The sequence below is a fragment of the Methylobacterium soli genome, from assembly GCF_008806385.1.
In the GTDB taxonomy this organism is placed as follows: Bacteria; Pseudomonadota; Alphaproteobacteria; order Rhizobiales; family Beijerinckiaceae; genus Methylobacterium; species Methylobacterium soli.
The window spans coordinates 34,870-58,841 of record NZ_VZZK01000032.1 but is presented as its reverse complement, the minus strand read 5'-3'; the positions used below and the strand labels follow the sequence as shown (position 1 = coordinate 58,841).

General features: G+C 63.4%; 24 protein-coding genes. 13 read left to right on the top strand and 11 right to left on the bottom strand.

The window, feature by feature from the left end:
* The first annotated feature begins 113 nt into the window (after positions 1-113).
* The 3 genes from F6X53_RS24300 to F6X53_RS24290 all read left to right on the top strand — a co-directional run bounded on the left by F6X53_RS24300 (position 114) and on the right by F6X53_RS24290 (position 6,156).
* Positions 114-2,279 (top strand): TonB-dependent receptor, encoded by a 2,166-nt coding sequence (locus F6X53_RS24300; RefSeq protein WP_151003153.1) that lies wholly within the window; start codon positions 114-116, stop codon positions 2,277-2,279.
* A 469-nt stretch (positions 2,280-2,748) separates the two neighbouring features.
* On the top strand, positions 2,749-3,930 hold the full coding sequence (locus F6X53_RS24295; RefSeq protein ID WP_151003151.1) for a tyrosine-type recombinase/integrase: 1,182 nt from the start codon (positions 2,749-2,751) through the stop codon (positions 3,928-3,930).
* 147 nt (positions 3,931-4,077) lie between these two features.
* On the top strand, positions 4,078-6,156 hold the full coding sequence (locus F6X53_RS24290) for an ATP-binding protein (protein ID WP_151003149.1): 2,079 nt from the start codon (positions 4,078-4,080) through the stop codon (positions 6,154-6,156).
* A gap of 109 nt (positions 6,157-6,265) precedes the next feature.
* Here F6X53_RS24290 and F6X53_RS24285 read toward each other — a convergent pair whose 3' ends face one another.
* Both F6X53_RS24285 and F6X53_RS24280 read right to left on the bottom strand, forming a co-directional pair.
* Positions 6,266-7,258: a hypothetical protein gene (locus tag F6X53_RS24285; protein WP_151003147.1), complete on the bottom strand. Its 993-nt coding sequence runs from the start codon at positions 7,256-7,258 to the stop codon at positions 6,266-6,268.
* Positions 7,255-7,650, bottom strand: a complete 396-nt coding sequence (locus F6X53_RS24280; protein ID WP_151003145.1) for a hypothetical protein — start codon at positions 7,648-7,650, stop codon at positions 7,255-7,257. The genes F6X53_RS24285 and F6X53_RS24280 overlap by 4 nt, the downstream gene beginning before the upstream one ends.
* Before the next feature lie 267 nt (positions 7,651-7,917).
* Between F6X53_RS24280 and F6X53_RS32635 the strand changes: the two genes are divergently transcribed.
* Entirely contained in the window at positions 7,918-8,382 is a 465-nt protein-coding gene (locus F6X53_RS32635; RefSeq protein WP_191970977.1) for a hypothetical protein, read from the top strand.
* A gap of 190 nt (positions 8,383-8,572) precedes the next feature.
* Positions 8,573-8,782 carry a helix-turn-helix transcriptional regulator gene (locus tag F6X53_RS24265; RefSeq protein WP_151003141.1) on the top strand — a complete coding sequence of 70 codons (210 nt, stop codon included), beginning with the start codon at positions 8,573-8,575 and terminating at the stop codon, positions 8,780-8,782.
* 34 nt (positions 8,783-8,816) lie between these two features.
* Here the strand turns inward: F6X53_RS24265 and F6X53_RS24260 are convergent, their stop codons facing one another.
* The 4 genes from F6X53_RS24260 to F6X53_RS24245 are packed head-to-tail and all read right to left on the bottom strand — an operon-like array spanning position 8,817 to position 13,076.
* Positions 8,817-11,621: a lytic transglycosylase domain-containing protein gene (locus F6X53_RS24260; protein ID WP_151003139.1), complete on the bottom strand. Its 2,805-nt coding sequence runs from the start codon at positions 11,619-11,621 to the stop codon at positions 8,817-8,819.
* The gene (locus F6X53_RS24255) at positions 11,621-11,902 is read right to left on the bottom strand and encodes a hypothetical protein (protein WP_151003137.1); all 282 of its coding nucleotides are present in this window, start codon (positions 11,900-11,902) and stop codon (positions 11,621-11,623) included. Before F6X53_RS24255 ends, F6X53_RS24260 begins: the two co-directional genes overlap by 1 nt.
* A gap of 44 nt (positions 11,903-11,946) precedes the next feature.
* Entirely contained in the window at positions 11,947-12,279 is a 333-nt protein-coding gene (locus F6X53_RS24250; protein ID WP_151003135.1) for a hypothetical protein, read from the bottom strand.
* 11 nt (positions 12,280-12,290) lie between these two features.
* Positions 12,291-13,076 (bottom strand): hypothetical protein, encoded by a 786-nt coding sequence (locus F6X53_RS24245; RefSeq protein WP_151003133.1) that lies wholly within the window; start codon positions 13,074-13,076, stop codon positions 12,291-12,293.
* Positions 13,077-13,283: 207 nt separating this feature from the next.
* On the opposite strand from F6X53_RS24245, the gene F6X53_RS24240 reads away from it, so the two are divergent.
* Together F6X53_RS24240 and F6X53_RS24235 are read left to right on the top strand one after the other, a co-directional pair.
* Positions 13,284-13,622: a hypothetical protein gene (locus tag F6X53_RS24240; RefSeq protein ID WP_151003131.1), complete on the top strand. Its 339-nt coding sequence runs from the start codon at positions 13,284-13,286 to the stop codon at positions 13,620-13,622.
* 48 nt (positions 13,623-13,670) lie between these two features.
* Positions 13,671-14,120 carry an HNH endonuclease family protein gene (locus F6X53_RS24235; protein ID WP_151003129.1) on the top strand — a complete coding sequence of 150 codons (450 nt, stop codon included), beginning with the start codon at positions 13,671-13,673 and terminating at the stop codon, positions 14,118-14,120.
* Positions 14,121-14,310: 190 nt separating this feature from the next.
* Here F6X53_RS24235 and F6X53_RS24230 read toward each other — a convergent pair whose 3' ends face one another.
* The 3 genes from F6X53_RS24230 to F6X53_RS24220 all read right to left on the bottom strand — a co-directional run bounded on the left by F6X53_RS24230 (position 14,311) and on the right by F6X53_RS24220 (position 17,565).
* Entirely contained in the window at positions 14,311-14,769 is a 459-nt protein-coding gene (locus F6X53_RS24230; protein ID WP_191970975.1) for a Mov34/MPN/PAD-1 family protein, read from the bottom strand.
* Positions 14,766-16,331: a ThiF family adenylyltransferase gene (locus tag F6X53_RS24225; RefSeq protein ID WP_191970974.1), complete on the bottom strand. Its 1,566-nt coding sequence runs from the start codon at positions 16,329-16,331 to the stop codon at positions 14,766-14,768. The genes F6X53_RS24230 and F6X53_RS24225 overlap by 4 nt, the downstream gene beginning before the upstream one ends.
* A 112-nt stretch (positions 16,332-16,443) precedes the next feature.
* Positions 16,444-17,565 (bottom strand): CBASS cGAMP synthase, encoded by a 1,122-nt coding sequence (locus tag F6X53_RS24220; RefSeq protein WP_151003123.1) that lies wholly within the window; start codon positions 17,563-17,565, stop codon positions 16,444-16,446.
* A gap of 120 nt (positions 17,566-17,685) precedes the next feature.
* On the opposite strand from F6X53_RS24220, the gene F6X53_RS24215 reads away from it, so the two are divergent.
* The gene (locus F6X53_RS24215; RefSeq protein WP_151003121.1) at positions 17,686-18,678 is read left to right on the top strand and encodes a CBASS cGAMP-activated phospholipase; all 993 of its coding nucleotides are present in this window, start codon (positions 17,686-17,688) and stop codon (positions 18,676-18,678) included.
* Between the two features lie 102 nt (positions 18,679-18,780).
* On the opposite strand, the gene F6X53_RS24210 is transcribed toward F6X53_RS24215, so the two are convergent.
* Positions 18,781-19,410 (bottom strand): recombinase family protein, encoded by a 630-nt coding sequence (locus F6X53_RS24210; RefSeq protein ID WP_151003119.1) that lies wholly within the window; start codon positions 19,408-19,410, stop codon positions 18,781-18,783.
* Between the two features lie 270 nt (positions 19,411-19,680).
* On the opposite strand from F6X53_RS24210, the gene F6X53_RS24205 reads away from it, so the two are divergent.
* The 5 genes from F6X53_RS24205 to F6X53_RS24185 all read left to right on the top strand — a co-directional run bounded on the left by F6X53_RS24205 (position 19,681) and on the right by F6X53_RS24185 (position 23,341).
* On the top strand, positions 19,681-20,751 hold the full coding sequence (locus F6X53_RS24205) for an HWE histidine kinase domain-containing protein (RefSeq protein WP_306426581.1): 1,071 nt from the start codon (positions 19,681-19,683) through the stop codon (positions 20,749-20,751).
* A 199-nt stretch (positions 20,752-20,950) separates the two neighbouring features.
* Positions 20,951-21,496, top strand: coding sequence for a YciE/YciF ferroxidase family protein (locus F6X53_RS24200; RefSeq protein WP_151003117.1), 546 nt, complete (start codon positions 20,951-20,953; stop codon positions 21,494-21,496).
* Positions 21,497-21,507: 11 nt separating this feature from the next.
* Complete coding sequence (locus F6X53_RS24195) at positions 21,508-21,744, top strand: DUF2171 domain-containing protein (RefSeq protein ID WP_151003115.1); 237 nt, start codon at positions 21,508-21,510, stop codon at positions 21,742-21,744.
* Positions 21,745-22,162: 418 nt separating this feature from the next.
* Entirely contained in the window at positions 22,163-22,414 is a 252-nt protein-coding gene (locus F6X53_RS24190; RefSeq protein ID WP_238296139.1) for a polyhydroxyalkanoate synthesis regulator DNA-binding domain-containing protein, read from the top strand.
* Positions 22,415-22,645: 231 nt separating this feature from the next.
* A complete protein-coding gene (locus tag F6X53_RS24185; protein ID WP_151003113.1) occupies positions 22,646-23,341 on the top strand; it encodes a hypothetical protein in 696 nt (231 codons plus the stop codon).
* 2 nt (positions 23,342-23,343) lie between these two features.
* On the opposite strand, the gene F6X53_RS24180 is transcribed toward F6X53_RS24185, so the two are convergent.
* Entirely contained in the window at positions 23,344-23,910 is a 567-nt protein-coding gene (locus F6X53_RS24180; protein ID WP_151003111.1) for a hypothetical protein, read from the bottom strand.
* Positions 23,911-23,972: the final 62 nt, after the last annotated feature.

Sequence of the window (23,972 nt, the reverse complement as noted above, 5' to 3'; positions counted from 1 at the left end):
TGTCCTGGCAGGTGTCGGGATGGCGCAGCCCTTGCGACCGGATCGACCTCGTTCGCGGTGACGTGCCACTGCCGTCGCCCGAGGCTCGTTCCTTCGTGTCCCTGATCCGCCCAATGCTCGCATCGAGCAGCCTTTCCGCCTCGGCCTGTGCCGTCCTGGCCTGTGCCGTCCTGGCCTGTGCCGGCCCCGCCTGGCTCCTCGCCCCCGCCATCGTCCACGCGCAGACCCCCGCCTCCGAGGCGACGCTCGCCGAGATCACCGTCGCGGCCGATGCCCCGGCGCCCACCGCCGCGGGGCCCGTGGCCAGCCCCGGCTATGTCGGCGGCGTGACCGGCATCGGCGGCGCGCTCCCGACGGTCGATTCCGCGAGCGCCGGCGTGATCACGGGCGCGCAGGTGAACAACCGGCCCGTCACCCGCCCCGGCGAAGTGCTCGAAGCGGTGCCGGGCCTCATCGTCACGCAGCATTCGGGCGAGGGCAAAGCCAACCAATTCTTCCTGCGCGGCTTCAACCTCGACCACGGGACCGACATCGCGATCCACGTCGATGGCATGCCGGTCAACATGCGCACCCATGCCCACGGCCAGGGCTATGCCGACCTCAACTTCCTGATCCCCGAACTCGTCGGCGCGGTCGAATTCCACAAGGGGCCCTACTTCGTACGCGACGGCGACTTCGCCTCCGCCGGCTCGGTGCGGATCGACTATCTCGACACGGTCGAGCGGAACCTCGCGCTCACCTCGATCGGCTCGTTCGGCTATCGGCGCGCGCTCTCGATTGCCTCGGCGCCGCTGGGCGAGGGCCACCTGCTCGTGGCCGGCGAGGCGCAGGTCTATGACGGGCCCTGGGCGGTGCCGGACCGCCTGGGCAAGCTCAACGGCGTCATCCGCTACAGCCAGGGCAGCGCGACCGACGGCTTCGCCATCACCGGCATGGCCTACTGGGCCCGGTGGAACGCCACCAACCAGATCCCGGAGCGCGCCGTCGCCGAGGGGCTGATCGGCCGCTTCGGCACCCTCAACCCGACCGATGGCGGCGATACCGGCCGGTTCTCGCTCTCGGGCCGCTGGAGCCGGACGGATGAGACGGGGATCACCCGGGCCTCGGCCTACGTGATCCGCTACCAGATGAACCTGTTCAACGATTTCACCTATTTCCTCACCGATACGGTGAACGGCGACCAGTTCCACCAGCGCGACAGCCGCGTCCTCGGCGGCGGCGAGGTCAGCCATGTGTTCCAGGGCGACCTGTTCGGACTGCCCATGGAGAACGAGATCGGCCTCCAGACCCGCACCGACGCGATCCGGGTCGGGCTGTTCAACACCACGAACCGGCAATGGCGCTCGACCGTGCTCGACGACCGGGTGCTGGAGGCGAGCGCGGCCTTCTACGTCGAGAACCGGGTGCGCTGGACCGACTGGCTGCGCACCAGCGTCGGCTTCCGGGCGGACGGCTACTACGCCGACGTGGTCTCCGACACGCCGGCCAATTCCGGCAAGGCGCGCGACGGCATCGTCAACCCGAAGCTCGGTCTCGTGCTGGGGCCCTGGTTCGATACCGAGTTCTACGTGAATTACGGCGGCGGCTTCCACTCGAACGACGTGCGCGGCGTGGTCGCGACCGTCGATCCGGCGAGCCCCCTCTTCAACGTCGCCCGCGCGCCCTTCCTGGTGCCCTCCACCGGCTCCGAGATCGGCATCCGCAACCGCAGCATCGCGGGGCTGGAAACCGCGCTCGCCCTGTTCCAGCTCGACTTCGCCTCCGAGAACCTGTTTCAGGGCGACACCGGCACCACCGAACCGAGCCGACCGACCCGCCGCTTCGGCCTCGAATGGACGAACCGCTACGCGGTCACCCCGTGGCTGAGGCTCGAGGGCGACCTGACGATCACCAACGCGCGCTTCTCGGACTACGACCCGGTCGGCAACCGCGTGCCGGAGGCGCCCACCACCATCGCTTCGGCCGGCATCACCTTCGGGGAGGGAGCCGGCTGGTTCGGGTCGATGCGCCTGCGCTATTTCGGGCCGCGCCCCTTGATCGAGGACAACGCGGTGCGCTCGAAGCCCACCGGGGTCCTCAACGGGCGCATCGGCTACAATTTCGAGAACGGGATCAGCCTCGCCCTCGACGTGCTGAACCTGACGAACGCCAAGGCCGACCAGATCACCTATTTTTATCCATCCCGGCTTCCGGGCGAGGCGGCCGAGGGCGTGGCCGACCGGCATTTCCACCCCGTCGAGCCAACCGCCGTCCGGCTGACGCTGGCAGGCCGGTTCTGAGGCTCCCCAACACCCATCGCGAATGCCTGTTCCTGGAGCAAAACCGGGCCCCCGCGGCTGGCGGGCTCCAGACCCACAACCTGGGCTGCTGCGCGGACCTTCAGGGTCCTTCGAGCCGCCCGAAAGGTCACCCGCACCGTTGATCCTGCAACATGATGAGGCTGTATCAAGCAATCCATGGGCCGCACATAGCGGCATGCCGTTGCCGGCGCCCTGCGAACGCGCGTCACAGTTGGAGTCGAACTCGGACGCCCTTCTGATTCACATCGCTCCGCCAAAACCTGGCGAATGAATCTGGCGGAAGGGGTGTCCCGGGTGTGCTTGTCCAAGTCACGCCTTATCATTCCTTCAAGCTACTGAAATTGCTCGCACAATGTGAAACTCGCCTTCCATTGCTTTCCGCGCCTGAACCTCAACTTCCGGGGGTTGGGTGGGGGATCAAGTGGGGGATGCACCGAGGAAACATGGCGTGGGTAAGCTGACAGCGAAACAGGTCGACAATCTCAAGGAGGCCGGCACGTATGAAGACGGGGAGGGGCTTCGGCTCGTCATAGGGAAGGGGGCCACCAAACGCTGGGTGTTTCGGTACCAGCTTGAGGGCAAGCGGCGGGAGATGGGCCTGGGGCCGTTCCCCAGCATCAGCCTAAAGGGTGCGCGGGACGCCGCGGCAGCACACCGGGCGCAGATCGCGCAGAAAATCGACCCGCTCGACGCCAAGCGGGCCGCGGAACAGGCCGGACTTGAGGAGGCAGCAAAGGTGCCTACCTTCCGCGAGTGCGCCGAGGAGTACATCGCCGCTCATCGCGCCGGCTGGAAGAACGGCAAGCACGCCGAGCAGTGGACGAGCACGCTAAAGACCTACGCATATCGCACCATTGGGGCGAAGCGGGTCGACGAGATCACCACGGCGGCCGTGCTGACCATCCTAACGCCAATCTGGCAGAAAAAGCCGGAGACGGCGTCACGGGTGAGGGGGCGCATTGAGCTCATTTTGGACGCCGCCAAAGCGAACGACTATCGCAGCGGCGAGAACCCGGCTCGTTGGCGCGGACACCTCGACAAGCTCCTCCCGGCCCGCAGCAAGGTCCGCAAGGTCGTCAACCAGCCGGCGATGCCACGTGAGGACGTACCGGCGTTCATGGTGGCCCTAAGCACCTACAGGGGAGGGGGCGCACGAGCGTTGCAGTTCACCGTCCTGACGGCCTGCCGCTCCAGTGAGGTGCTGAACGCCACTTGGTCCGAGATCGACCTCGACGGCTGCGTCTGGACGATTCCAGCTGAGCGGATGAAGGGAAGCCGGGTGCATCGGGTGCCGCTCACCCTCGCCATGATGGCGATCCTGCAGGCTCAGCAGGGCCACGATCCGCATTGGGTCTTCCCGGGCAGGAATTACGGCCGGCCACTCTGCAACATGACGATGCTGAAGGTCATGCGCGACATGGGGCTCGGCCACTTCGTCCCACACGGCTTTCGGTCGACGTTCCGCGACTGGGCAGCCGAGTGCACCAACTTCCCGCGCGACGTGTGCGAGATGGCTCTGGCGCACGCTATCGAGAACAGCGTGGAGGCCGCCTACCGTCGTGGTGATCTGTTTGAGAAGCGGCAGAGCCTGATGAGCGCCTGGTCGGACTACGCTGCTGGCCCGCGTTGACGAAGTAGCTGCCACTTGAACCTCGGGCTAGGCTGCGGTCACAAGCCCGAGGTTTGAAGGCATTTTGCCGGCCATGCTCCTTGGCAGCCATCTCGATTGACACCCCAACTCACACCTGCCTTTCTGCCCGCAACCTGGGAGGGTTGGGTGGCTATCCTTGAGCTGAAGGCGCAGCACGACGCGCTCCAGAAAATTGCGACAACTCGCGACCCACTAAAGGCATTGGCCGAGTTCGTCTGGAATGCGCTGGATGCCGATGCCACCGAGATATCAGTCGACTTTGCTCGAAACGCCCTTGGCGGTCTCGACGGGATACTGATCCGTGACAACGGCACAGGTATTACCCGCGATCGTGCCCTGGCCGACTACGAAAACCTTGGTGCTTCGTGGAAACGGAGCAGCCAACGTACCAGGCTGAACCGGGTGCTACACGGTAAAGAGGGACAGGGAAGACTGCGCTTCTTCTCCGTGGCGCAGCGTGCATCATGGCGCTCGGTATACGCAGACAGCGGCGCGCTCAAGAAACTTTCGATCGAGATCCAAGCAGCTTCGCTACACAAGTCGGAGGTGACTCAACTCGAACTCGGAGAGGACGATACACACACTGGTACATGCGTAGAATTATCACCGCTCAAAGACACATTCGACTGGTTGTCCAGCGAAGAGGCTGTGATGGATTTTACAGCAATTTTCGCACCTTACATCCTTCAATATCCAGGCGTGGTTCTAAGCTATGACGGGCAAGTTCTAGATCCAAGTGCCACCATCACGCATACGCGTGAGTTCGAGCTTAGGTCGATAATCGGTCCTACCCGGACGATCCGCGACCTCTCGATCAAGGTCATTGAGTGGAGGCACAGCGTTGGGGGAAGAAAGATCCATTTAGGCGGCCAGAGCGGCGTTGTGCTCGGCTCACTACCGGCGAATGTCACGGCACCTGGGTTTGAATTTTCGGCATACGCATACTCCCCGTTCTTTCAGGAGATGGCCGACGCCAATCTTCTAGAGCTGGATGGCTTGAACGACCAGGACTATACGAAGGTCATCGAGCATGTTCGAGATGTGCTTAGCGATCATTTTCGGAGCCGCCAGGCCGAGAAGTCAGGCGAACTGATTCAAGAGCTAAAAAATGCCGGCGTATACCCGTACGAAGGCGATCCGAAAGATGAGGTAGAGCGTAGGGAGAGGCAAGTTGTCGACATCGCAATTCACGCGGTGACTTCATATTCGAGAGACTTCAAAAGAGCCGAAAACTCGCTCAAGAGAATAACACTGGGTTTATTGCGCGAGGCCGTCCGCCACAATCCTGAGTCGATGCATAATATTCTTCACCATGTATTCAACTTGCCCAAGAACAGGCAGGATGAGTTCTCAAATCTTCTACAAAAGACCAATCTTGGTAATATAATCTCTGCATCAACGTTGATATCAGACCGCGTTGTCGCCCTTCAAGTGCTGAAAAGCATTGTCTTCGATCCTAAGCACCGACATTCGGTCAAGGAGCGAGGAGAGCTCGATGTTCTTGTGCAAGCAAACACGTGGATATTTGGCGAGAACTTTCACATTACTCTAGCAGAAACCGGCTTGAGCCGGATCATGCAACGAGTGAGTGAGGAACTCTCCGGCAAAAAATCCAAGAAACCTAGCCTGAGGAAGCCCGATGGCTCGATCGGCAGAGTCGACTCTTTCCTTGGACGCGTGGTGCCCCATCAGCAACAGCGTCATCGGGAGTTCCTTCTTATCGAGCTGAAGAGGCCGTCCCTTAAAATTGGCAGGAAGGAGGCTGATCAGCTTGAAGATTATGTCAATGCGATTCGAACTCAGCCTGATTTTTACAACACTTCCACTTTCTGGAACTTCTACTTGGTCACTGGCGACTACGATGACGCAGTGCGCGAACGCATAACGCAGAAGGACCGTCCTGAAGGCATACTGCTCGAAAAGCCTACGCACATAGTTTGGGTAAAAACGTGGTCGGAGCTGATTCGCGAGTGCGAAGCACGATTGCACTTCATTGCGGAGAAGCTACAAATAGAAGTCACAACGGAGGAAATTGAAGAGCGGATAGCACAACTCAAGGCATCAATCATGCGGGAAGACCCCCGCATGTTGAATGGAAGTTCGTCTGACACTTCGGAGAGCGAGCCTGAAAGCTTATTCGATCGCGCAAGTAGTATCAGTCCTGCGAGGATACCCGGCGGATTAGCTGCGAACAGAAGCGAGTGAACCAATCAAAGCTGCATTGCGTCCGATGACCCATGGGGCATAAGCTTTAACGGGTGTTGAGGGTCGCAAGAAAGGGGCACCGCCAGATCGGATCCGGCGGCGCTATGGGTTAGTAGTTGTGGTCGGCTCGGTCGCCCGGCCGGTGAGCAGCCACGGCAGTGCTGAGCACGCGACTGGAGAGCCGAGGCAGGGTTCCAGTGGAGGACGATCCGCAAGAAGGGCAGCGGCACTCCACCCGGCCGGCGAAGGTCCTGGCCTGGACCTGGGCGACGCCACAGGCCGAGCACACGATGGCTTGCGGACGCCACTCGGGGGTGACAGCGGCCCCGTCTCCATCCTCGTCCATGTCGAGCCAGGCCGCCGCGGCATGCACGCTCATCCGGGACGTGGGCATGAACGGTACTGCGACCACTTCGCCGGGGCGCAGGCTGTCAGCCTTCGCAGGGACGTAGTGGATCAACCCTTCATGCCTCAGCTCGAGCATGACCTTGGCAGGATCATTCCGGTCGCGATACTCGAAACGCTGCGCCTGTTCGTTCCATGCGGTGACACCCGGCACCTCATCGTGGAAGGCGAGGCCGTCAGGCAGCTCGCGAATGCACCTGGCCAGCACCTCGGCGTCATTCTGGGTTTCGGCGACCTCGCGATAGCAGGGCTCACCATCGACGACGATGCCGGCACGCCGAGATCGGAGCGCCCGGAATGTCTTGGGCGCGGTGCCTTTGCTGTTCCTGCCGATCCTCCACTCGCGCTGTCGGTTCCAGCAGCTCACGCAGATATCGCCACCCGCATGAATGAGGCGCAGGTCGCTGCGGCCACAGCGCGTGCACCTGGTGTCCTGGTCCGGATGACCCGTGATCTTGACCTTGGCTGAGGCCGAGGCCGCCTGCAGGGGATCAACCTTGCCGGCGTGTACGGCGCCGATCGGGCAGAAGCGGCAGGCCGACACTCGCTCGTCGCCGGCAATGGCCGCGGTATGACGGGCGGAGCAGTCGCCGGTACTCATGGTAGCGCTCAGCTTCTCGCAGCGGAAATGCCGTTTGCCGGGCACCCACTGCAGGTACTCGACGCCACTGGCGCACGGTTCGGCAGCGACGCTCATGGCCGCACCTCAATGCTGGCGAGGCCAAGGCTGATTGCTCGGGCCTCCGAGGCGCGCATGGGCGGCGGCTCGTCGTCCGCATCCTGACCAGCCTGCAGTTCGGCAAGCTGGTCAGCCAGAGCAGCGAGGGCGGCATTAGGGGTGACAGGGGTAGGGGCGGTGCTGCGAGGCGCCCGGTGCTCTCCCGCTTCCGCCAGGGCCCTGCGCGCCATCTTGATGCCCAGCTCGATCACCTGGGCATGGGTCCGATCGTGCTCGACGGAGATCGCCCGCAGGATCTGCGCGGTGGTCTTATCCATCTCCACGGTCATGCGAGTGATGCCGGCGAGCTTCAGTTTGTCTCGTCGCGTCTTCTGGCGCTGCTTTGGGGTTTGCGAGGTCTTCACAGCCATTCTCCATGGTCACGTCCGGGGACGTGCTCATGGTCGGCTCACGACTATCCGCGGTGCGTGGTCACACTGGCTTTATCATTCGTGGTCACGCATTGACGTGACCTGATCAGGCCATTCTTGTGATCAGGTCACGCGGCTTGCAGCTCAGGGCGGCGCTACTTGTACTCAGACGTGCTCTGAGCGCTCCTAGTGCGCTCCCATTCCTCAACATCGGTCAGCCTGTAGACAACCCGGCCGCCCATCTTCGTGTACCGCGGTCCGTTGCCCATGGTTCGCCAATTCGCAAGCGTGCGCACGCAGATGCTGCCGCTCCAGCGCTCGCTCAACTCCTTGGGTGTCAGGAACATCTTGCGTGACATCGCCGGTCTCCACCGGGTCGATCATGTCGACCCAGGTATCGTCCAGCGTCCTTTTGATCTGCGCGCAATCCCCGTGACAAAGAAAATCACTCTCAGTCAGGTGCTCTATAATCGAATATTCAACGAGCACAGAGGCTTAGCCGTGAGAAACTTTACGTTCGGGCGCAAGATCCACAGGGTGGCTTTAGGGATTATCGCGGGTTTTGCGGTAGCTATGACTGCAGCCGCGGCAGATGCCGGCAGCTGCTATGGCGTCAGCGACCCCGAGGCACGCACCTGGTGTCTCGCCAAAGCCCATCAGCAGCCCAGCGCTTGCTACGCGATCCAGGACAGCACCATGCGGTCAATGTGCCTGGCCGAAGTTCGCAAGTAGATCTGCGCCCGAACAGCGCCCGATTGGTCTAATCACAAAAATTATTCTCTTTGAAAATCCGCGGCATAACGCTGTGGAGCACCAGATGAACAATCAGGTGCTTTTGACTCACGCGTCCGGCGATTCCAGACATCACTGCACGCCACCAAACGACCGGCGGAATCACTGAGGCGGACGGAAGAACATCGCAATGCAGACAGGTCAGGAAGTGCTCAGGCCCCATGATCTCGTAGAGCGCTGGGGAGGAATTGTGAGTGTTCGGACGCTGGCCAACTGGCGATCGCAGTCGATCGGGCCTCGTTACGTCAAGTATGGCGGCCGGATCGGGTACAAGGAAAAGGACGTGCTGGAGTGGGAAAACAAGCGGACAGTCGAGGGCACCTCCGATTACATCCGGTGAGCCCGAGAGGCGCCGTCCGTGGCGCCTCTTTACATCAGCGCCAGGCGCTGGTTGTGCCGCTCGCAACGGGCTTCCCGACAGTTGTCTGGAGGTCGGCCTGAGCCACCTGATTGCCGCTGCTGTCGCGCAGGATAAACTCGCCAGTCTGGTGCACGTTGACGCTGATGCCCTGATCTCGGCGGGCAGCTTCCTGCTCGCGCTTCCGCTGCTCAATGGCGGGCACTTGGTCAGCGTCCGGGACACTCCCCATCCACCGCTTTACGTCGGCCGGGTACTGCCGCGTCTTCGGCCCCCACGCCTTGCCCGACGCTCCACCGTAGTAGGCCATCAGCTCGCGATCCAGGTTGTGACCGATGTTCGGGTTGGCTTGGTTGTCCTGCATCAGCATGCGCCGCATCAGCAGGGCGTCATCGAGGTTGCTCGGGTCCAGATTACGGCCGGCCCGCTTGGACATTGCCGCCACGTTCTCCGGCATCATCTGCGCAAAGCCCAGCGCGCCCTGGTTGCTCACCGCGCCACTCTTGAAGCGGCTTTCCTGCCACAGTTGTGCCGCCGCCGTTCCCTTCTCATGGCCCAGCGCCTCATCCTCGCGCTCTAGGCGCGCGGCCAGGTCAGGATGCGCCTCGAGGTAGCTGCGCATGGTCTCGCGCTGCTTGCCGACATCCAAGGGCTTGGAGCTGGTGGAGCCGGTGCCGGCAGGATTGGCGCCCGAGGTCACTACATCGCGCTGCACCGGGTGAAGCTCCGGGACGCCAGCGGGCACGTTGTCGAGCGAGTCCTTTTTGTAACGCTGGCCTTCCCCGGCCACGGCATCGTCGTACGCCTGCTTGGCATCCCAGTACTTTTTACCGAGGGCATCTTCCTCGCTGCTCTGAAATGCAGTAGCTCCGCGCTTCCAGAATGGAACCTTGTCGGAATACTCTTTCCAGGCAGCGTCCTTCTTCTTACCGAGGTCCGACTCGATCGAACCAAGTCGGGCCTGGTGATCGGCTTCCCTGGCACGCTGCTCTGGCGTTGAAGGAGCATCCATGCCCGCCAGCTTCAGCACGCCCGACTGGATCGAGCTGAGCATGGGTAGGCCATCGGCCGCCAGGCGCACCATGGCGTTCGAGCCATCGATCGTGGCCTTCCGCGCATCCGACCCGACCGTGTCCTCCTGGTTCTTGCCTGCGATGTCCTTGGCCGCGGCATCCTTTTGGGCGTCGGTCAGCTTGTTGTCGGCTTCGAGCTGGCTGAGCTGGGAGATGCCTGTGGAGTTGACTTGGCTGGGATCCACGCCGAGGCGGGTGAGCCGACTGACAAGGCCGCCGACCTTCACCGAGCCGGCGTTTTCCCATGCGGCTGCCTGGCCGTAGCTGAGCCCGAACTGCGTTTTCATCGCGTTCAGCATCAGCTCCCGTGGCTTGCCGGCGTACTCGCGCTCCATCGCCTCCATCAGCAATTCCATGTTCGTCCTGTCCGAGTTCGCGGCCTCGGGCAGGGGAACTCCATGCTTCTGGTAATCGCGACCAATCGCGGTGTTGGGCCCGAACGTCGAGCGGCCGCTAGCGAACATACCGCCCTCAAGCTGCATCTCGGCTTGGACGGCGTTCAGCCCCAGCGCCTTCTGCAGCGTGCCGCTCATGAAGTTCTTGCCGGCCTCAGTAATGCCCCCTTGGCTCACCGCGTTGTCGACCTTAGCCAGCATGTTGCTGGAGGCGCCCGGGGAGGTCCCTGGCAAGCCGGTCTGAGACAGCCCGGCGAGCTTCGAGAGCCACGCCTCGCTGTTCCCACCGCTCATGGCGCGCGTTGACGTGCTCTCGATGTAGCGGCCAAGCCCGGCCATCACGTCCGCCATGCGGGGCAGCTCGCCCGCCTTCGCGACACTCTCGCCGATCAGCAGGGCCAGGCGCTTATTGTCGTCAGCGCTTCGAGTGATGCCCATGCCACGCATCTGACCGAAGAAATTCACGCCGGCCGACGGATCCAGGCCGAAAGACCGGGAGAAGCCAACGCCGACGCCGACTTCGTCGCGAAGGCCGTTCTGGTTGTTCGACCCGGAGAGCTTCGCGTAGCTCGAAGTGAGGGCGATCGCCTCGTCATCCTTGAGGCTGAACTCATCTGCCAAGCTGTGTGTCTTGTCGCTGAGCCTCTGGAAGGAGATGTTGGTGTCGCCCAGGGTGCGTTTCAGGGTGTCCAGGCTGATGGCTGCGTCGCGAGCCTCGCCAAGTGAGCCGATGACGCTCGTCAGTGCTCCGGCCAAGCCACCGATCGCAGCACCGATCCCGCCGCCCACGAAGCCCCCTGCAAGTGCGCCCGACGCAACCCCACCCGTAAGGCCGCCGACTTGGCTGGCCACACCACCGGCAATGCCAGCGGCAGCGCTACCAGCAGCCATCTTCCAGCCGCGACGCTGAATGCTCGGCGGCCGATTGCCACCGTCCGGGTCGCGGTGGCGACCCGGAGTGTTCGATCCGGAGCCGCCAGAAGGCTGTTGCTGGGCGGCGCGAGTGTCGACTGAGTCGGGCCGTAGGCGGCTCAGCATGGAATGGGCGTGCCCGGCCCGCTGAGCCGGATCGTGCCAGACCTTGCCCCACTCCACCTGGTCGAACGATCTGCCAGCTTGGCCGCCGGCCTCCAGGGCGCGTTTCAGACCGGGCGCCATACGCACCATGGCATCGAACTCAGCGCGCATCCGCTTAATGTCGTCCAGGGTCGTCTTGGTGACCGGCGTGAAGCGCAGGCGGCCAGCGTCCTGGGCAACGCGGCCCAGGTCATTCAGAGCAGCTTCCATCTGCTTGATCTGCGCCTGAACATCCTGCTGGTTCAGCTCGGCCGTAACCGGGATCTTGATGCTCATTAGTGATTGCTCCCGACTGCGGCCAGGTACCGGATGGCCAGGTCGTCAGGCACCTGCTTTCCGGTGGCCAGTTGGTGGCAAATGTCGCGCGCGTCGGTGCCGCTGATCTTGCCGGCGATGACAGCCTCATCCAGCTCGCGGCGCAGCTCGGCCAAATCCTTGGGCCGCAGCTTCTCGGGCTTCTCGACCGGGAGGGACTTCCTCAACAGGATCAGGTGCTTCGGCTTTGCCTTCTTCGGCTGGAAGCCAAGGGTGCGCAGGAGTTGATCAAATTTGCCCATGGTGGGTACCTCGGGCCGCGCGCCAGGCGGCGGCCCTGTAAAAGTCAGTGGGAAGTGGTCGAAGGAGCCGGAGTCGTGGCTGCGCGAAGCATTTCTTCGTGCAGGAGGCGCGCCTCGTTCCGCAGGCGCTCCTCCTTCTCCAGGTTTCGGGCCTTCATGATCTCGGCCAGGCACGCCAGGGCTGGCCCCATCAGCTCCGCCTCGCCGTTGTAGGCCCGCTCAATGGCTCGCGACACGAGGAACGGGGTCGCCTCGTCGATCTCCTTGAGGCAAGCGCGGGTGGCGATCTCCTGCTCGGTCAACTTCGGGCGGCCGGCAGGATTGCCCTTGGCTCCAGGGGCGAACTGGCCACGAGAGGTGCGATTGGTGGTTGTCATGATGGCGGCCCTCAGTGGCGGCTGATGATGCGTTTGATTTCGGGGTTGGCGCGGTAGTCGCCACTGGGGCGGAACTCGTACTGTCCGCTGGCACGTTCGGCGGCTCGCAGTTCGGCGTAGAGCGCCAGAAACAGCTGCTCAGCCCGAGCGAGGCGATCAGAAGCGATCCGCACACCTACGGTGCCGCGCGTCTGGCTGAGACGCTTCTCTGCGGCAGCCAGCTCGCCTTGCAGGACGGCCGGGACGGCAGCTGCGGCTTCAGCACTGGCAGCGGCCAGGCGAACCTCCAAGTCTGCGATGTCCTGCGGCAGGCCTAGGGCTTCGAGCCCATCGTCAGCGGTGGCAGTACCGGCGGCCCGGCGACCCAGGATGCTTGCCAGGTTCGCTTGCTTCTGGCTGATGGTGTGGCGGAGCTTGTCGACGGCCTTGCAGAGCTCGCCATGAACGCTCGAGGCCTGCGCCAGCGCTTTGCGGGCCTTGATTACGTCGAGAGCGGCAGACGCCAGCAGCGGGTCGCACTCAATCGCCTCGGCTATTGGGGCGGCGGACAGCGCTTCCAGTTCTGCGACAGTACCGGCATCCTCGATGCTGGCGGCATGGCTGAGGGCAAGCACGGCGGCCTCATCCGCAATTTGCTGGCTGGAAGCGGCGGCTTCGGTGCGCTGAGCGGTGGCCAGCTCGGCTTCCAGTCGGGTGATGGCTTCGCGATGCGAGCGGGTAGGCTCGCCGGCCTCGAGGGCAGCATCAAATGCAGCCTGAGCCGCGGTAAGTTGTTCCTGCAGGGTAGTCGTCGACATTCTGTAGAGCCTCGGAATAATATGAAGTTGCCGGACTGCGATTGGTGGCTAACCAGTTCCTCACCAGTTCTTGTCCAGTTACTGAATCATGGCGTCACGACTGTTCGGGAGGTCTGAAAAATGGGAGAAAGGAGGGAGCCGCTGCGACTGCCGGCCGTCACGCAGGCTCATGCGTTCGCAGCTGGGATCAGGCAGCTAGAGGCGGCCGTGTTGAGGGAGCAGTGGACTGGGGACAGCATCAGCGACGCCCACCAGGTCTATGAGCTGCCGAACTACGGCGAGCTGCTGGAGCAGGCCTACACGTCCGGCTTCGTGCGCGGCGATCTGTCGGCCGATGGCTTCGACTTCCAAGCAATCAACACCCAGCCGCAGGAGCAGCTGGGTGGCATGCCGATGGCCGAGGTTCGCCGGTTCGTGCACGCGCTCTACCGGTGTGAGCGGCACAACCACGGCTGGGGCAGCTTCGTGCTCGACGCGGTGCAGTCTGGAGCGTTTGGGGTGGTCGCCAGCAGGCTAGAGGCATGCAGCAACCCCGCCGACAGGTAGCTGCTGCGTGACGGCATGATTGCAGGCACCATTCATTCGAGGTGCATCATGCTCAAAAACTTCAACTACCCTGCCGCCATTCTGGCGCTGCTTCTCACCGCCGGCATCGCGCAGGCTTCCGATACCGACCTGCTGACCGGCCGCCTTTACGGCGCCGAGGCCATGCCTGAGCGCACGGTCGGGCGCGTCGAGTACGTGCACCTGATCGATGTCGGGCCTGATGCACCAGCGGGGGCCGCCGACGATCTGCGCAACGTTCTACCGGTATTCCGAATTGCTCCAGGTGAGGCCGTTGAGCGGCCTGAGCTGCGAGGAACGATCGCCAGGGCGCATCTGCTCATGGCAAAGCTCTACGGACTGCCGCTGAGGCCAGAAGACGCCCAGCGGTATCGTGATTGGGACCTACGCTACCCGCCGGCAGCGTGGGAGGTGCGGCGCGATAAGCGGATCACCTGCGTCGCGGTGGAGGAACCGATCAAAGACTGCGGCGCTCAGTAGCTCGCGTCGAAAGCCGGCGCCCACCTGGCCATTTTGGATGGTGGAGAGCCGACGTTCGGAAAAAGGTCAGTTAGGCTCGGCCGAAAGAGATTTTGGCCAGGCTCAACGCATCCAACATCGACCGGACACGATGGGTGTACCCAACTTACCGTACCGGTTCAGTGAGAGCTGGGCATCGACCCAGATCTCGTTACGGGGCGTCGAAGGGCACGGCCTCACAGAGTTCGCCCCTGTGTCCGTGCGCGCACCAAACCGACCGGCGCCCGACGATGAGAAAGACCACCGGGTCGGCGACGCGCCCCATGATCCCCCTCCACGTTCGAAGGTCCAGCGCCGACGGCTGCGGGTTGTCGACGGGATGCGTGTGCCACTCGCCGACGTAGGTGTCGGTACCCCCACTACGCCTCCAGGCGTCGAGGGCTGCCGCGTGGTGGCCAGGGTCCCGGCGGTCGAAAAGGGTCGGTCGCCGCAGGTCGCGGGGCAGCGGTGTCGTGCATATGGTGATCTCAATGTGCGGTCCGCGGTGGCTGCCGACGAAGATGCCCCCGGCTTCCAGCCCGATCTCGGCATCGGACACGAAGCGGGCAATGGTAGCCTCAACTGCGGGAGCGAGCAGGACTAACCCGTCGGCACTGAACCGCAGGATCACGCGCCGGCCCGACAGGCCGGGCAAGCCTCGTCCGGGCCTGGATTACCGTTCGGGACTGGGAGCGCACGGCGCACGTCGAGGAGGATCGTCCGGAAGCGGTCGCCGGGGTCGCCGTTCGCCCAGTCGATCGCGAGATCGCAGGCCAGCGCTGCCGCGGCGACCGACCGGGAGACCGGAAATGGGACGTAGTCCGCGTCACCGCATGAGACGTTGGCCATCGTTTCGACCTCGACGCCATCGCGCAGCACTGGGAAGCGGGGCGGACCGGCGAGCGCCGGTTTGAGGCACTTGAGGCAGGCCCGTTCAGCCTCGCCGGTCAGGAGGCACTGGGCGGCCGCACCGTTGGCGACCAGCCAGACGAACAGGTGTGGCGGCGTCGTGGGCCGAGTCCGGACTGCGCGCTCGTTAAGCGCGAGCGACAGGGCCTCTTCGCCCGTGGCGTCAATAATGAGATCGTAGCTCTCTCGGCGCAGGTCCAGTTCGCGGACGTCGCAGGCGTGACCCTCGATCGCCAGAGGCGGTAGCTGTTCCTTGAGGAAGGCCGCGCACGCCTCCGCTTTATTCCGGCCGAGGTAGGGCACGCCGAGGAGGTGCCGCCCGAGGTTGCCGGTGGAGAGGATATCGGTGTCAGTCAGCGCGAGGGTCCCTTTGCCGGCCCCGGCCCCGCACTGGGCGAGCTGTTGGGCGAGGAATCCGCCGATAGTGCCACAGCCTGCAAGCAGGATTTTCTTGCCGGAGAGGTTGCGCATGCGCCCGAGATTCCGCCCAAATAGGTACTCTGCGTCCGCGCGGACACCGACGGAACGCTCGATTGGCGTTGGGGTGAGCTGGCGTGCCATCACCTCCGGCAGCCGCATCCGCCGAATTTCAAGGAACTCGGGCCTGCGCAGCTGGAGCGGGACTTTGACCCTAAAGCAGTACAGGCCGTTGGGCGCGCGGATCAGGACCGCAGCACTGGTGCCTGGCCGCGTGCGGAGCACTTCCTCCACCACCCCAACCACGCCCGGCGCAGCGCGCTCGAGCCACCGGTTGAGATCGGGGAGGGTTTCCGGCGGCCAAGCCTCGGTCGCGGCGAAGGTCAAGGGCTGGTCGACGGTGACCACAGCCAGCGGTTCGCCTGCGTCAGACCGGCGGCGCGCGCGCTCTGTTCGAGCCATGAACCACGAGCGCCCAGTGGTCGCCACAAGCGGGGTCCGGTTCCCGCGGTCGAGCGTCGTACGGCAGAGGCGAGCCGGGCCGATGTGGCCGATCGGCAGATCGACGTAGGCGAAGGTGCCGCCCCAGTAGGCCTGGAACTCGTCGGCGAAGTCGTCGTCCGAGCGGCCCGCGACTGCATCACGTAAGACCGCCTCGGCCTGCTCAAGGCACTGCAGGACGGTGCCGCCAGGGTCGTACCGATCAAGGATCACGCTCCCCTTGCCGTAGTAGCAGAGGGAGCGGTTGACGCCGAGTAGGTGGGGCAGCGTGCGCTCCGGCATATGGAAGCCGGGCTCGATTTGGATTCGCGGGTAGGCAACGAAGTCCAGGTCGTCGACCGCGATGGTGGTCGGGATCCCGAGCACGTTGGGGTCGAGGACCCCAGAGAAGAGTGCCGTCCCGGACGCCGAGGCTGCCGGGGTGAAACCGCGCTGCCCCAGGGCGTCGTGGACTGCGGTCCGTGCTGCGGCGCTTGCGTCAGCCACTTTGCGACCGCCCAACCACGGGGGCGGCTACGTATTTCTTCGGCTGCGCCGCCACGGTCGCCTCAGCCCGCACTGGGATGCTCACGAGGTCCGGGCGATCCGGTAGCCGGGTCCCAAACGCGACGCGCAGGAGATCGACTGCGCGCCGCTGCTCACCACAGGTTTCGACCGCTTCTCTCAGGCGGTCCCGAAGCCGCTCAGCCGCAATCGCCGTCCGCGACCGCTCGGCGGTCGACATGCGGTTAAGGTTTTCTTCCGTGCACGCCGGGTTCGGCATATCCTCGCGCAGCATCGCCGGAAGCCGCTCAACGATCCGCAGGAGGCGTTCGTCCTCGCGCGTAGGCAGGAAGGGTTTCCCGATGGCCTTGTAGGCGTTCCACGCGCAGGCCATCAGCAGGATCGACGAGAGGTGGTCGTCGTCAAGGTGGTGGTGGTCGCGCCACCCCTTCAGATAACGGCAGTCGCGGCGCAGCCGCTCGCCGTAGTCGTCGACCGCCTCGATGAACCACATGTGGATCTTGCGCGGGTCGGAGGCCTTCCAACCCTCTTCGCGGTGGGCGAGCAGGACCGCGTCCGACGGGAGCGCGTCCCAGCGGTCGGGGGCTTTGTCGTAAGTTTTCTCCATCCGCTCGGCCCGGGCTTCGAGCAGCGCGAAATCATGGTCGGGGATCGCGTATAGCGGGATGTCGACGTGGGCGTCCGTTGCGATTTCCAAGCGCACGCAAGTCGGCTTCTGAATGAGCGTCCAACCTTCCTCTTCAGCTAGCTCGCCCAACACTGTCTCGACGAACTCGAAGAACTGCTCCGCCGCCTTCGAGGGCCGCTCGCCACGCACGAACGACAGCGGCAGGTAACACCCGTCGTCCAAGTCCTTCTGCTGATTCGGGGGCCAGGCCGGGTCGTTGAGGGTGCGGTAGCTGCTGCTGCCCTGGGTAAAGAACCGCGGCTGGATCTCTACATCGAACCGCTCCCGCGACGCCAAGCTGAAGGCAAGCCGTAGCCGGGCGCGGATCAACCGCTTCGCCCTTTTCAGATCGCTCACCTCCGCATCGAGATTCACGAGGAACGTCTCGGGATCAGTGGTGGTGTGCAACAGCTTGGAGACGTCAGCCACGAAAGGCTCCTCAGGGACGGTCGATAGGACGATGGCAGCCTGATACGCTTCGGCCACAGACGTTTTGGACATGGCCCCTACGATGGAACGGATCAAGAACCGCTCCGGTTATTGTCCACCATGACGTTCCAGATTCTCTCGCTCAGCGGCGGCGGCTACCGTGGACTGTTCACAGCGGAGGTGCTCACCCGACTGGAGAAGCAGGCCGGCAAGCCGCTCAGCCAGTGCTTCGACTTGATCGCCGGGACATCGATCGGCGGTATCATCGCGCTCGGCCTCGGCCTCGGGCACACCGCCGAGGCGATCCGCGACGCCTTCCTTGCTAACGGCGCGGCGATCTTCCCGCCGCGGCCTCCGCCCCGTCAGGGGGTCCTCGGCAAATGGGACCGCTATCGCGCGTTCACGAGCGGGCCGAAGTACGACGGCAAAGCTCTGCGGCGGACCGTGGAGGAAATCGTCGGCGCGGACACCTTGCTCGGGGCCGCTCAGACACGGCTCCTGGTGCCGGCGGTCAACATCACCGACGGACGCGTGCAGATGTTCAAGACCCCGCACCACCCGACGCTGACCATGGACCAGCACAGGCGGGTTCTTGAAATCGCGATGGCCACCTCTGCCGCGCCGACGTTCTTCCCGCTCGCGGCGGTCGGTAAGAGCTACTACGCCGATGGGGGGCTGGTGGCCAACTCGCCGGACGCGTGCGCCGTGCACGAGGCGATTCACTTCGCGGGGCAAAAGCGGGAGGATGTCCGGGTCCTCAGCATCGGCACGACGTCGACCGGGTTCGGTCTACCCAAATCCCTGGGCGCGGAATTCGGTCAGTCGGAGTGGGTCACGAATGAGCGCCTGGTCTCGACGGTGTTCGGGGTACAGCAGCAACTCGTCGATTTTATGCTGAAGCAAGATCTGAAGGACCGGTACTACCGGATCGACACGCTCACCTCGGCTGAGCACGCGGTGGACGTCGGCCTTGACGTGGCCACTGAGGCGGGGAGGGAGACGCTTCTCGCCCTCGCGGAGGGATGCTACCAACGGGCCTGTACGGTCCCGTTGGTCCTGGAGGCCCTCAAGCATGTCCCGACCAAGCCAGAATTTGTGAAAGAAATGCGGTAAAATCGCAATCTCTCGCTCCACAATTATTAACCCGCCGAAGAGCAGACATTCGGAAGGGCAGCATCGGGTCAGAAGCGGCGGTTCCGGCGCCGTCGGTGTGCCCTAACCAAGACGCGCTCCAGCAGGCCTGCACACCAGTTTGACGAGGCTCGCGCTGCACTTAGCCAGTTTAGCGGTGTCAGCAATGCTGTGACCAGAGGCCCTGAGGCTACGGATCAACTCATGCCGAGGCGCGTCCGCCTTTCTGCCGCTATAGACGCCCTTCTGCTTGGCCAAGGCGATACCCTGCTCCTGGCGCTCCCGACGCGTCTCATAGTCGTCGTGCGCCATCTGCAGAGCAAGGCGCAGCAGCATGTCCTGCACGCTCTCCAGCACCACCTTTGCCACACCCTCAGATGCCGCCGCCAGCTCGGACAGGTCGACCACACCAGGGATCGCCAGTCGCGCACCCTTGGCTCGGATGGTGGCGATCAGCTTCTCGGCCTCGGGCAGAGGCAGGCGGCTGATGCGGTCGATCTTCTCAGCGATCACCACCTCGCCAGGCTGCAGGTCGGCGATCATGCGCAGCAGCTCAGGACGGTCTGCGCGAGCGCCTGAGGCCTTCTCTCGGTAGACCCCTGCCACGTAGTAGCCTGTGACCCTTGCGCTGCTGACGATGGCTTCCTGGCGCTCCAGGTCCTGCTGGTCGGTGGATACACGGAGGTAGACGCGGGCAATCTTCGGGGCAGTCATACGATGGGTCTCGGTTAGTTTGGGTAGACCCATTATGCCCTACGTCAGTACCTAGGGCAAAAGAATTTATTCAGGAGCCAAATTGACCAGCGAGCAATGTTCCATCCTAATCGTCCAGCTTGGCCACCCATCACCCTGCTCGCGCCCTACACCTTGCGGTTGATCCCCGGCTCCCTGCGACGCCTCGCCCTGCAACCAGCGCGAGCGTCATAGGTTAATCCGCCAGACTGCAATCGCGCTCTTTCAGCTTGAGCATGAAGTCGAGGGCTGTTGCGGCAGCAATGGGTTCTGGAGGACACGTCTTTGTTCGGTGGTGACAGTGGAGTTGTACCTCCAGCGGATGCGGATCCATCCCCCGCTGTTGATCTGAAGCTGCTGCAAGCGGCCATCGAAGCCACGAACGAAGCGATCCTCATCACCTCGACCGAACTCGACGAGCCCGGCCCACGTATCGAATACGCCAATCCTGCCTTCACGCGCATGAGCGGGTACACGCTGAAGGATGTGATCGGTCGAACGCCGCGCCTGCTGCAGGGTCCGCAGACGGAGCGCGCCGTGCTCGACAGGATGCGTAAGGCACTCATTGCCGGGGAGGCGTTCCAGGGCGAGGCTACGAACTACCGCAAGGACGGCTCCACCTACTTCGTCGAGTGGCTGATCACCCCGGTACGCGGCCCTGACGGCAGCGTCTCGCACTGGATCTCGGCGCAGCGCGATATCACGGACCGGCGAGCCGCGGAGGACCGCCAGATCCTGATGGTCCGAGAGCTGCACCACCGCGTCAAGAACACCCTCGCCACCGTTCAGGCAGTCTTGAACGCGACCGTGCGCTCGGCGGTCAGCATTCCGGATTTTGCGCGGATGCTGACCGGACGGATCACGTCCCTCGCGAAAACGCACGCCATGATCACCGAGGATCTGGCTCAGGCGGTCCTGTTCCGCCAACTCGTCGCTTCAGAACTCCAGGCTTACGACGATCGGCAGGACGGACGGCTATCTCTTGAAGGCCCGCAGGTCGTGCTGCCTTCGGAGTTGGCCGTTCCGATCGGCATGGCCCTCCACGAACTGACGATCAACGCGATCAAGCACGGGGCACTGGCGCACGCGGATGGGCGCATCGAGGTGACCTGGTCGCTTGAGCAGGGGACATCCGGCCAGCAACTGCGCTGGATCTGGAACGAGCACGATGGTCCACCGGTGGCCCTGCCGACCAGAGACGGCTTCGGCTCGCGCGTGCTCAACCGTGTGCTGACGGCTCAGATCGGGGCCGAGGTGAATATCGACTACGATCCGGACGGGTTGCGAGTGACTGTCGACGTTCCCCTTGGTCAAGGACGATAAGACGTGCAGGCAGAGACGAGCCGCGCCTGCGAATCCGGACTTCGCGAGTCAGCTTGAATGAGATTGGTTCCTGGCTCGTCCGGTTGATTTCACAACATAATTTTCGGACCTGATCCGCCAGTGGCACGTTCTCACAGCACAGGTGCCAGCGATCGCTGCTGCGCCCGCATACCTGCAAATATTCAGGAGAATGTCAGCCATGGCTGCCAAGCAGAAGACCCTGCATGACGCCTTCTACGAGACCTTGAAGGACGTCTATTACGCTGAAAAACAGTCCGTTAAGGCGCTGAAGAAGTCAGCCAAAGCCGCCGAGCACGACGAGCTTCGCCAGGCGTTTGAGACTCACGCCGAGGAAAGTGCCACCCAGGTGGAGCGCCTGACGCAGGTGTTCGAGATCATCGGCAAGCCGGCGCGCGCCAAGACGTGCGAGGCCATGCAGGGCATTACCTCCGAGATGGAGGAGGACATGGATGATTTCGGCGATAGCCCTGCCGCCGACGCAGTGCTGGCCGCCTGCGCGCAGGCCGTCGAGCACTATGAGATCGCCCGCTACGGCACCCTGAAGACCTGGGCGAGCCAGCTCGGCTACGACGATGCCGCCAAGCTCCTCGATGAGACTCTGCAGGAGGAGAAGAAGACCGACCAGCTGCTCTCGCAGATCGCAGAGCGCATCAACGTCGAAGGCTCCGAGGGCGGAGCTCCGGAGGCCGCCAACAAGGGCAAGAGCAGCCGCAAAACAGCCTGAGGGACACGGCGATGATCGATCCAAGCAGCATCCAGGAACACATGCCCGTTGTCGGCTCAGACGGCGGCCATGTCGGCACGGTGGATCACCTCGAGGACAAGCGCATCAAGCTCACCCGAACCGACCCGGATGCGCACGGAAAGCACCACTACATCCACATAGACTCGATCGCCGCGGTCGAGAACGGCGAAGTACGGCTGAACCGAACTGAAGCCGAGGCCAAGGACGAGTGGGCTACGGCGGATTAGCTCAGTCGAGCTTCACCATCACGGGAAGGGGCCGCCGCAGCACGCCCATGTGCTCAGCCGCACGGGCTGCTTCGCTCAGCAACAGAAAAGGGTTGCGCTCCCGCGCAACGCTGTCATTGTTGCAATGCAGCACGGCGATGGCGTCGCTGGGCTGCAGCCCTTTCTTGGGCGTTTCCTCCCTTGACTTCGGGCCGCTCCCTCACCGGGGCGGCCTTTTTTATGTCTTGGGTGCAGGCTTTTAGCTCTCCCGTACGCTGACTAACAAGCATCATTTTGCGCCACCCGCTTCCATGTGGCGTTTTCCTGCGCATGGCGGGGCCATCGTCGACCAAGATCTCACGCAGACGATCGCCAAAATGCGTTCACACGCATTCGTCGCCTTGCTGGATGGTACAGCAGTCTGTAACCGTTCTAGAGTATGCAGCACTCGGCAATCGAGCAGGCGACGGAGAGCGGGCCCTCACCGGCAATGAAAACGAAGAGAGATCAGCCCATCCGGCTCATCAAGCGCTATGGCGGCTGCCGGCTCTACGACGCCACCGCGAAACGGTATGTCTCTCCAGACGATATCGAGCGCCTGACGCTGGAAGGAGTGAAGGTTACCGTTCGAGAGGCAGAAACCGGCCAAGAAGTGACCGAGGAGCTTCTCCCAGGACGCCGTATGCACTGAGGGCGCACAGCCGCGGCTGCCGTATGAACCAGGTCGATTGCAGCCAGGCCCTTGACCAGCTGCTGGCCGAAGCGGTGCGGATCGCCTGAGTGTCAGCTGCAAGGCAAGACACTTAGGCCTGTCGACCTGGTGGCAATCCGGGATCGTAACCCACCGTGGCGATGGCACGGCGCGCCGGGATGTGGTTCAAGCACCTCAACCTAGGCCGCACAACGCCATGCAGGAATTTCTATGAGGACGATCTTTCCGGCCGTCGCGTTGGCGGCCTGCCTCCTTTGCCCGCAGGAGGGCCAGGCCATGGGCGAAATCTACATGCGGGTCGCCCAGGACACCAACATGGCCAAGTGCGGCACGGGCAAGCTCGTCGAGTACCTCCACACGGGCGGCAACGTGCACGGCTTCTTCTCCAGTTACGTCCTCGCCTGCCTGAAGACCGAGACGACGGCGGAGTGGGTTCTCATTTCCGGCACTTCCTGCGACGACCCATCGGAAAAGGAGCGCCACGACTGCAACGGCAAGCGCGCCGGTCTTGTGCCGAGGTTCGAAAAGAATGGGGACTTCTGGCAAGCGAAGCCGGTCGGCGGCAAGGTCAAGCTCGGCTACAACCTGATCAAGTATGGCTTCGGACTTGATTGCCATTCGATCGTTCAAAAATACAAATCATCCCTTACGGGCGACAGCGGGAGCGAACTCACGGCCTGGGTCTGCGACTCTCTAGAGCTGAACGACGGAACCTACGAAGATTACAACCGAATCGAGGACCCGCGTAAATTCAAGCTCTACCACCTCACGACGACCGGCAAAGACACACTCAAGACCTCATACCCGGTCGCACCCTTTCCCCCAAAGGGGGACGATAGCTACACACCGGCCCTGAATTTTGTCCTGCCAGACACAAATTACACTTATGACGTGAGAGGGCGTTAGCCTCAATCGATGCTAAGCCGGTGGGGCGCATCGACCTGATAGGGCGACCCACGCTCGATGACGACTGTGTGCGCCTGCTCTCCGCTATCCAGTCCCCATGCCAAGCGCTCAGCGCGCTGCTTGATAGCGAGCGTCTGAGCAACGCGCCAAGCCAACCGGGCACCTCCGTCGTCCCTGGATCGGACTGCCTCGCTCAGTAGGCCGTCCACGACCTTCAGCTGCTTGCGGTGTGCCACGATCAGCTGGGCCCGATCATCAGCAGCAATGTCCTCCCGCGCTTCCGCCATAGCGGAGGGCCGCTCCTCTACCGGCACCTGAGCTACCTCCAGCTCGGCAGCAGCCTTCTCCATGCGATCGGCGATCTCGTGGGCACGCTCAGTCAGCTTCGGGCCGCCAAGCTTCTTCCAGCCGCCATCCGCAGCGCTCCAGCGCTTTATCGTGCGCTCGCTGCAATCGACGTGAGCGGCTACTTCGGCCAGCGTAGCTGGGGACGTGACGTAAAGGGTTCGTGCGGTCTCACGGCGGACCTCGATCAGGGGCTGGGCTGGTTTCTGGGTTTCGTCGGTCATGGCTGTGGCCTCGCAGGGCCCGTGGTGGATGTCCCCTGATCGTAGCGTCACGCCAGCAGACC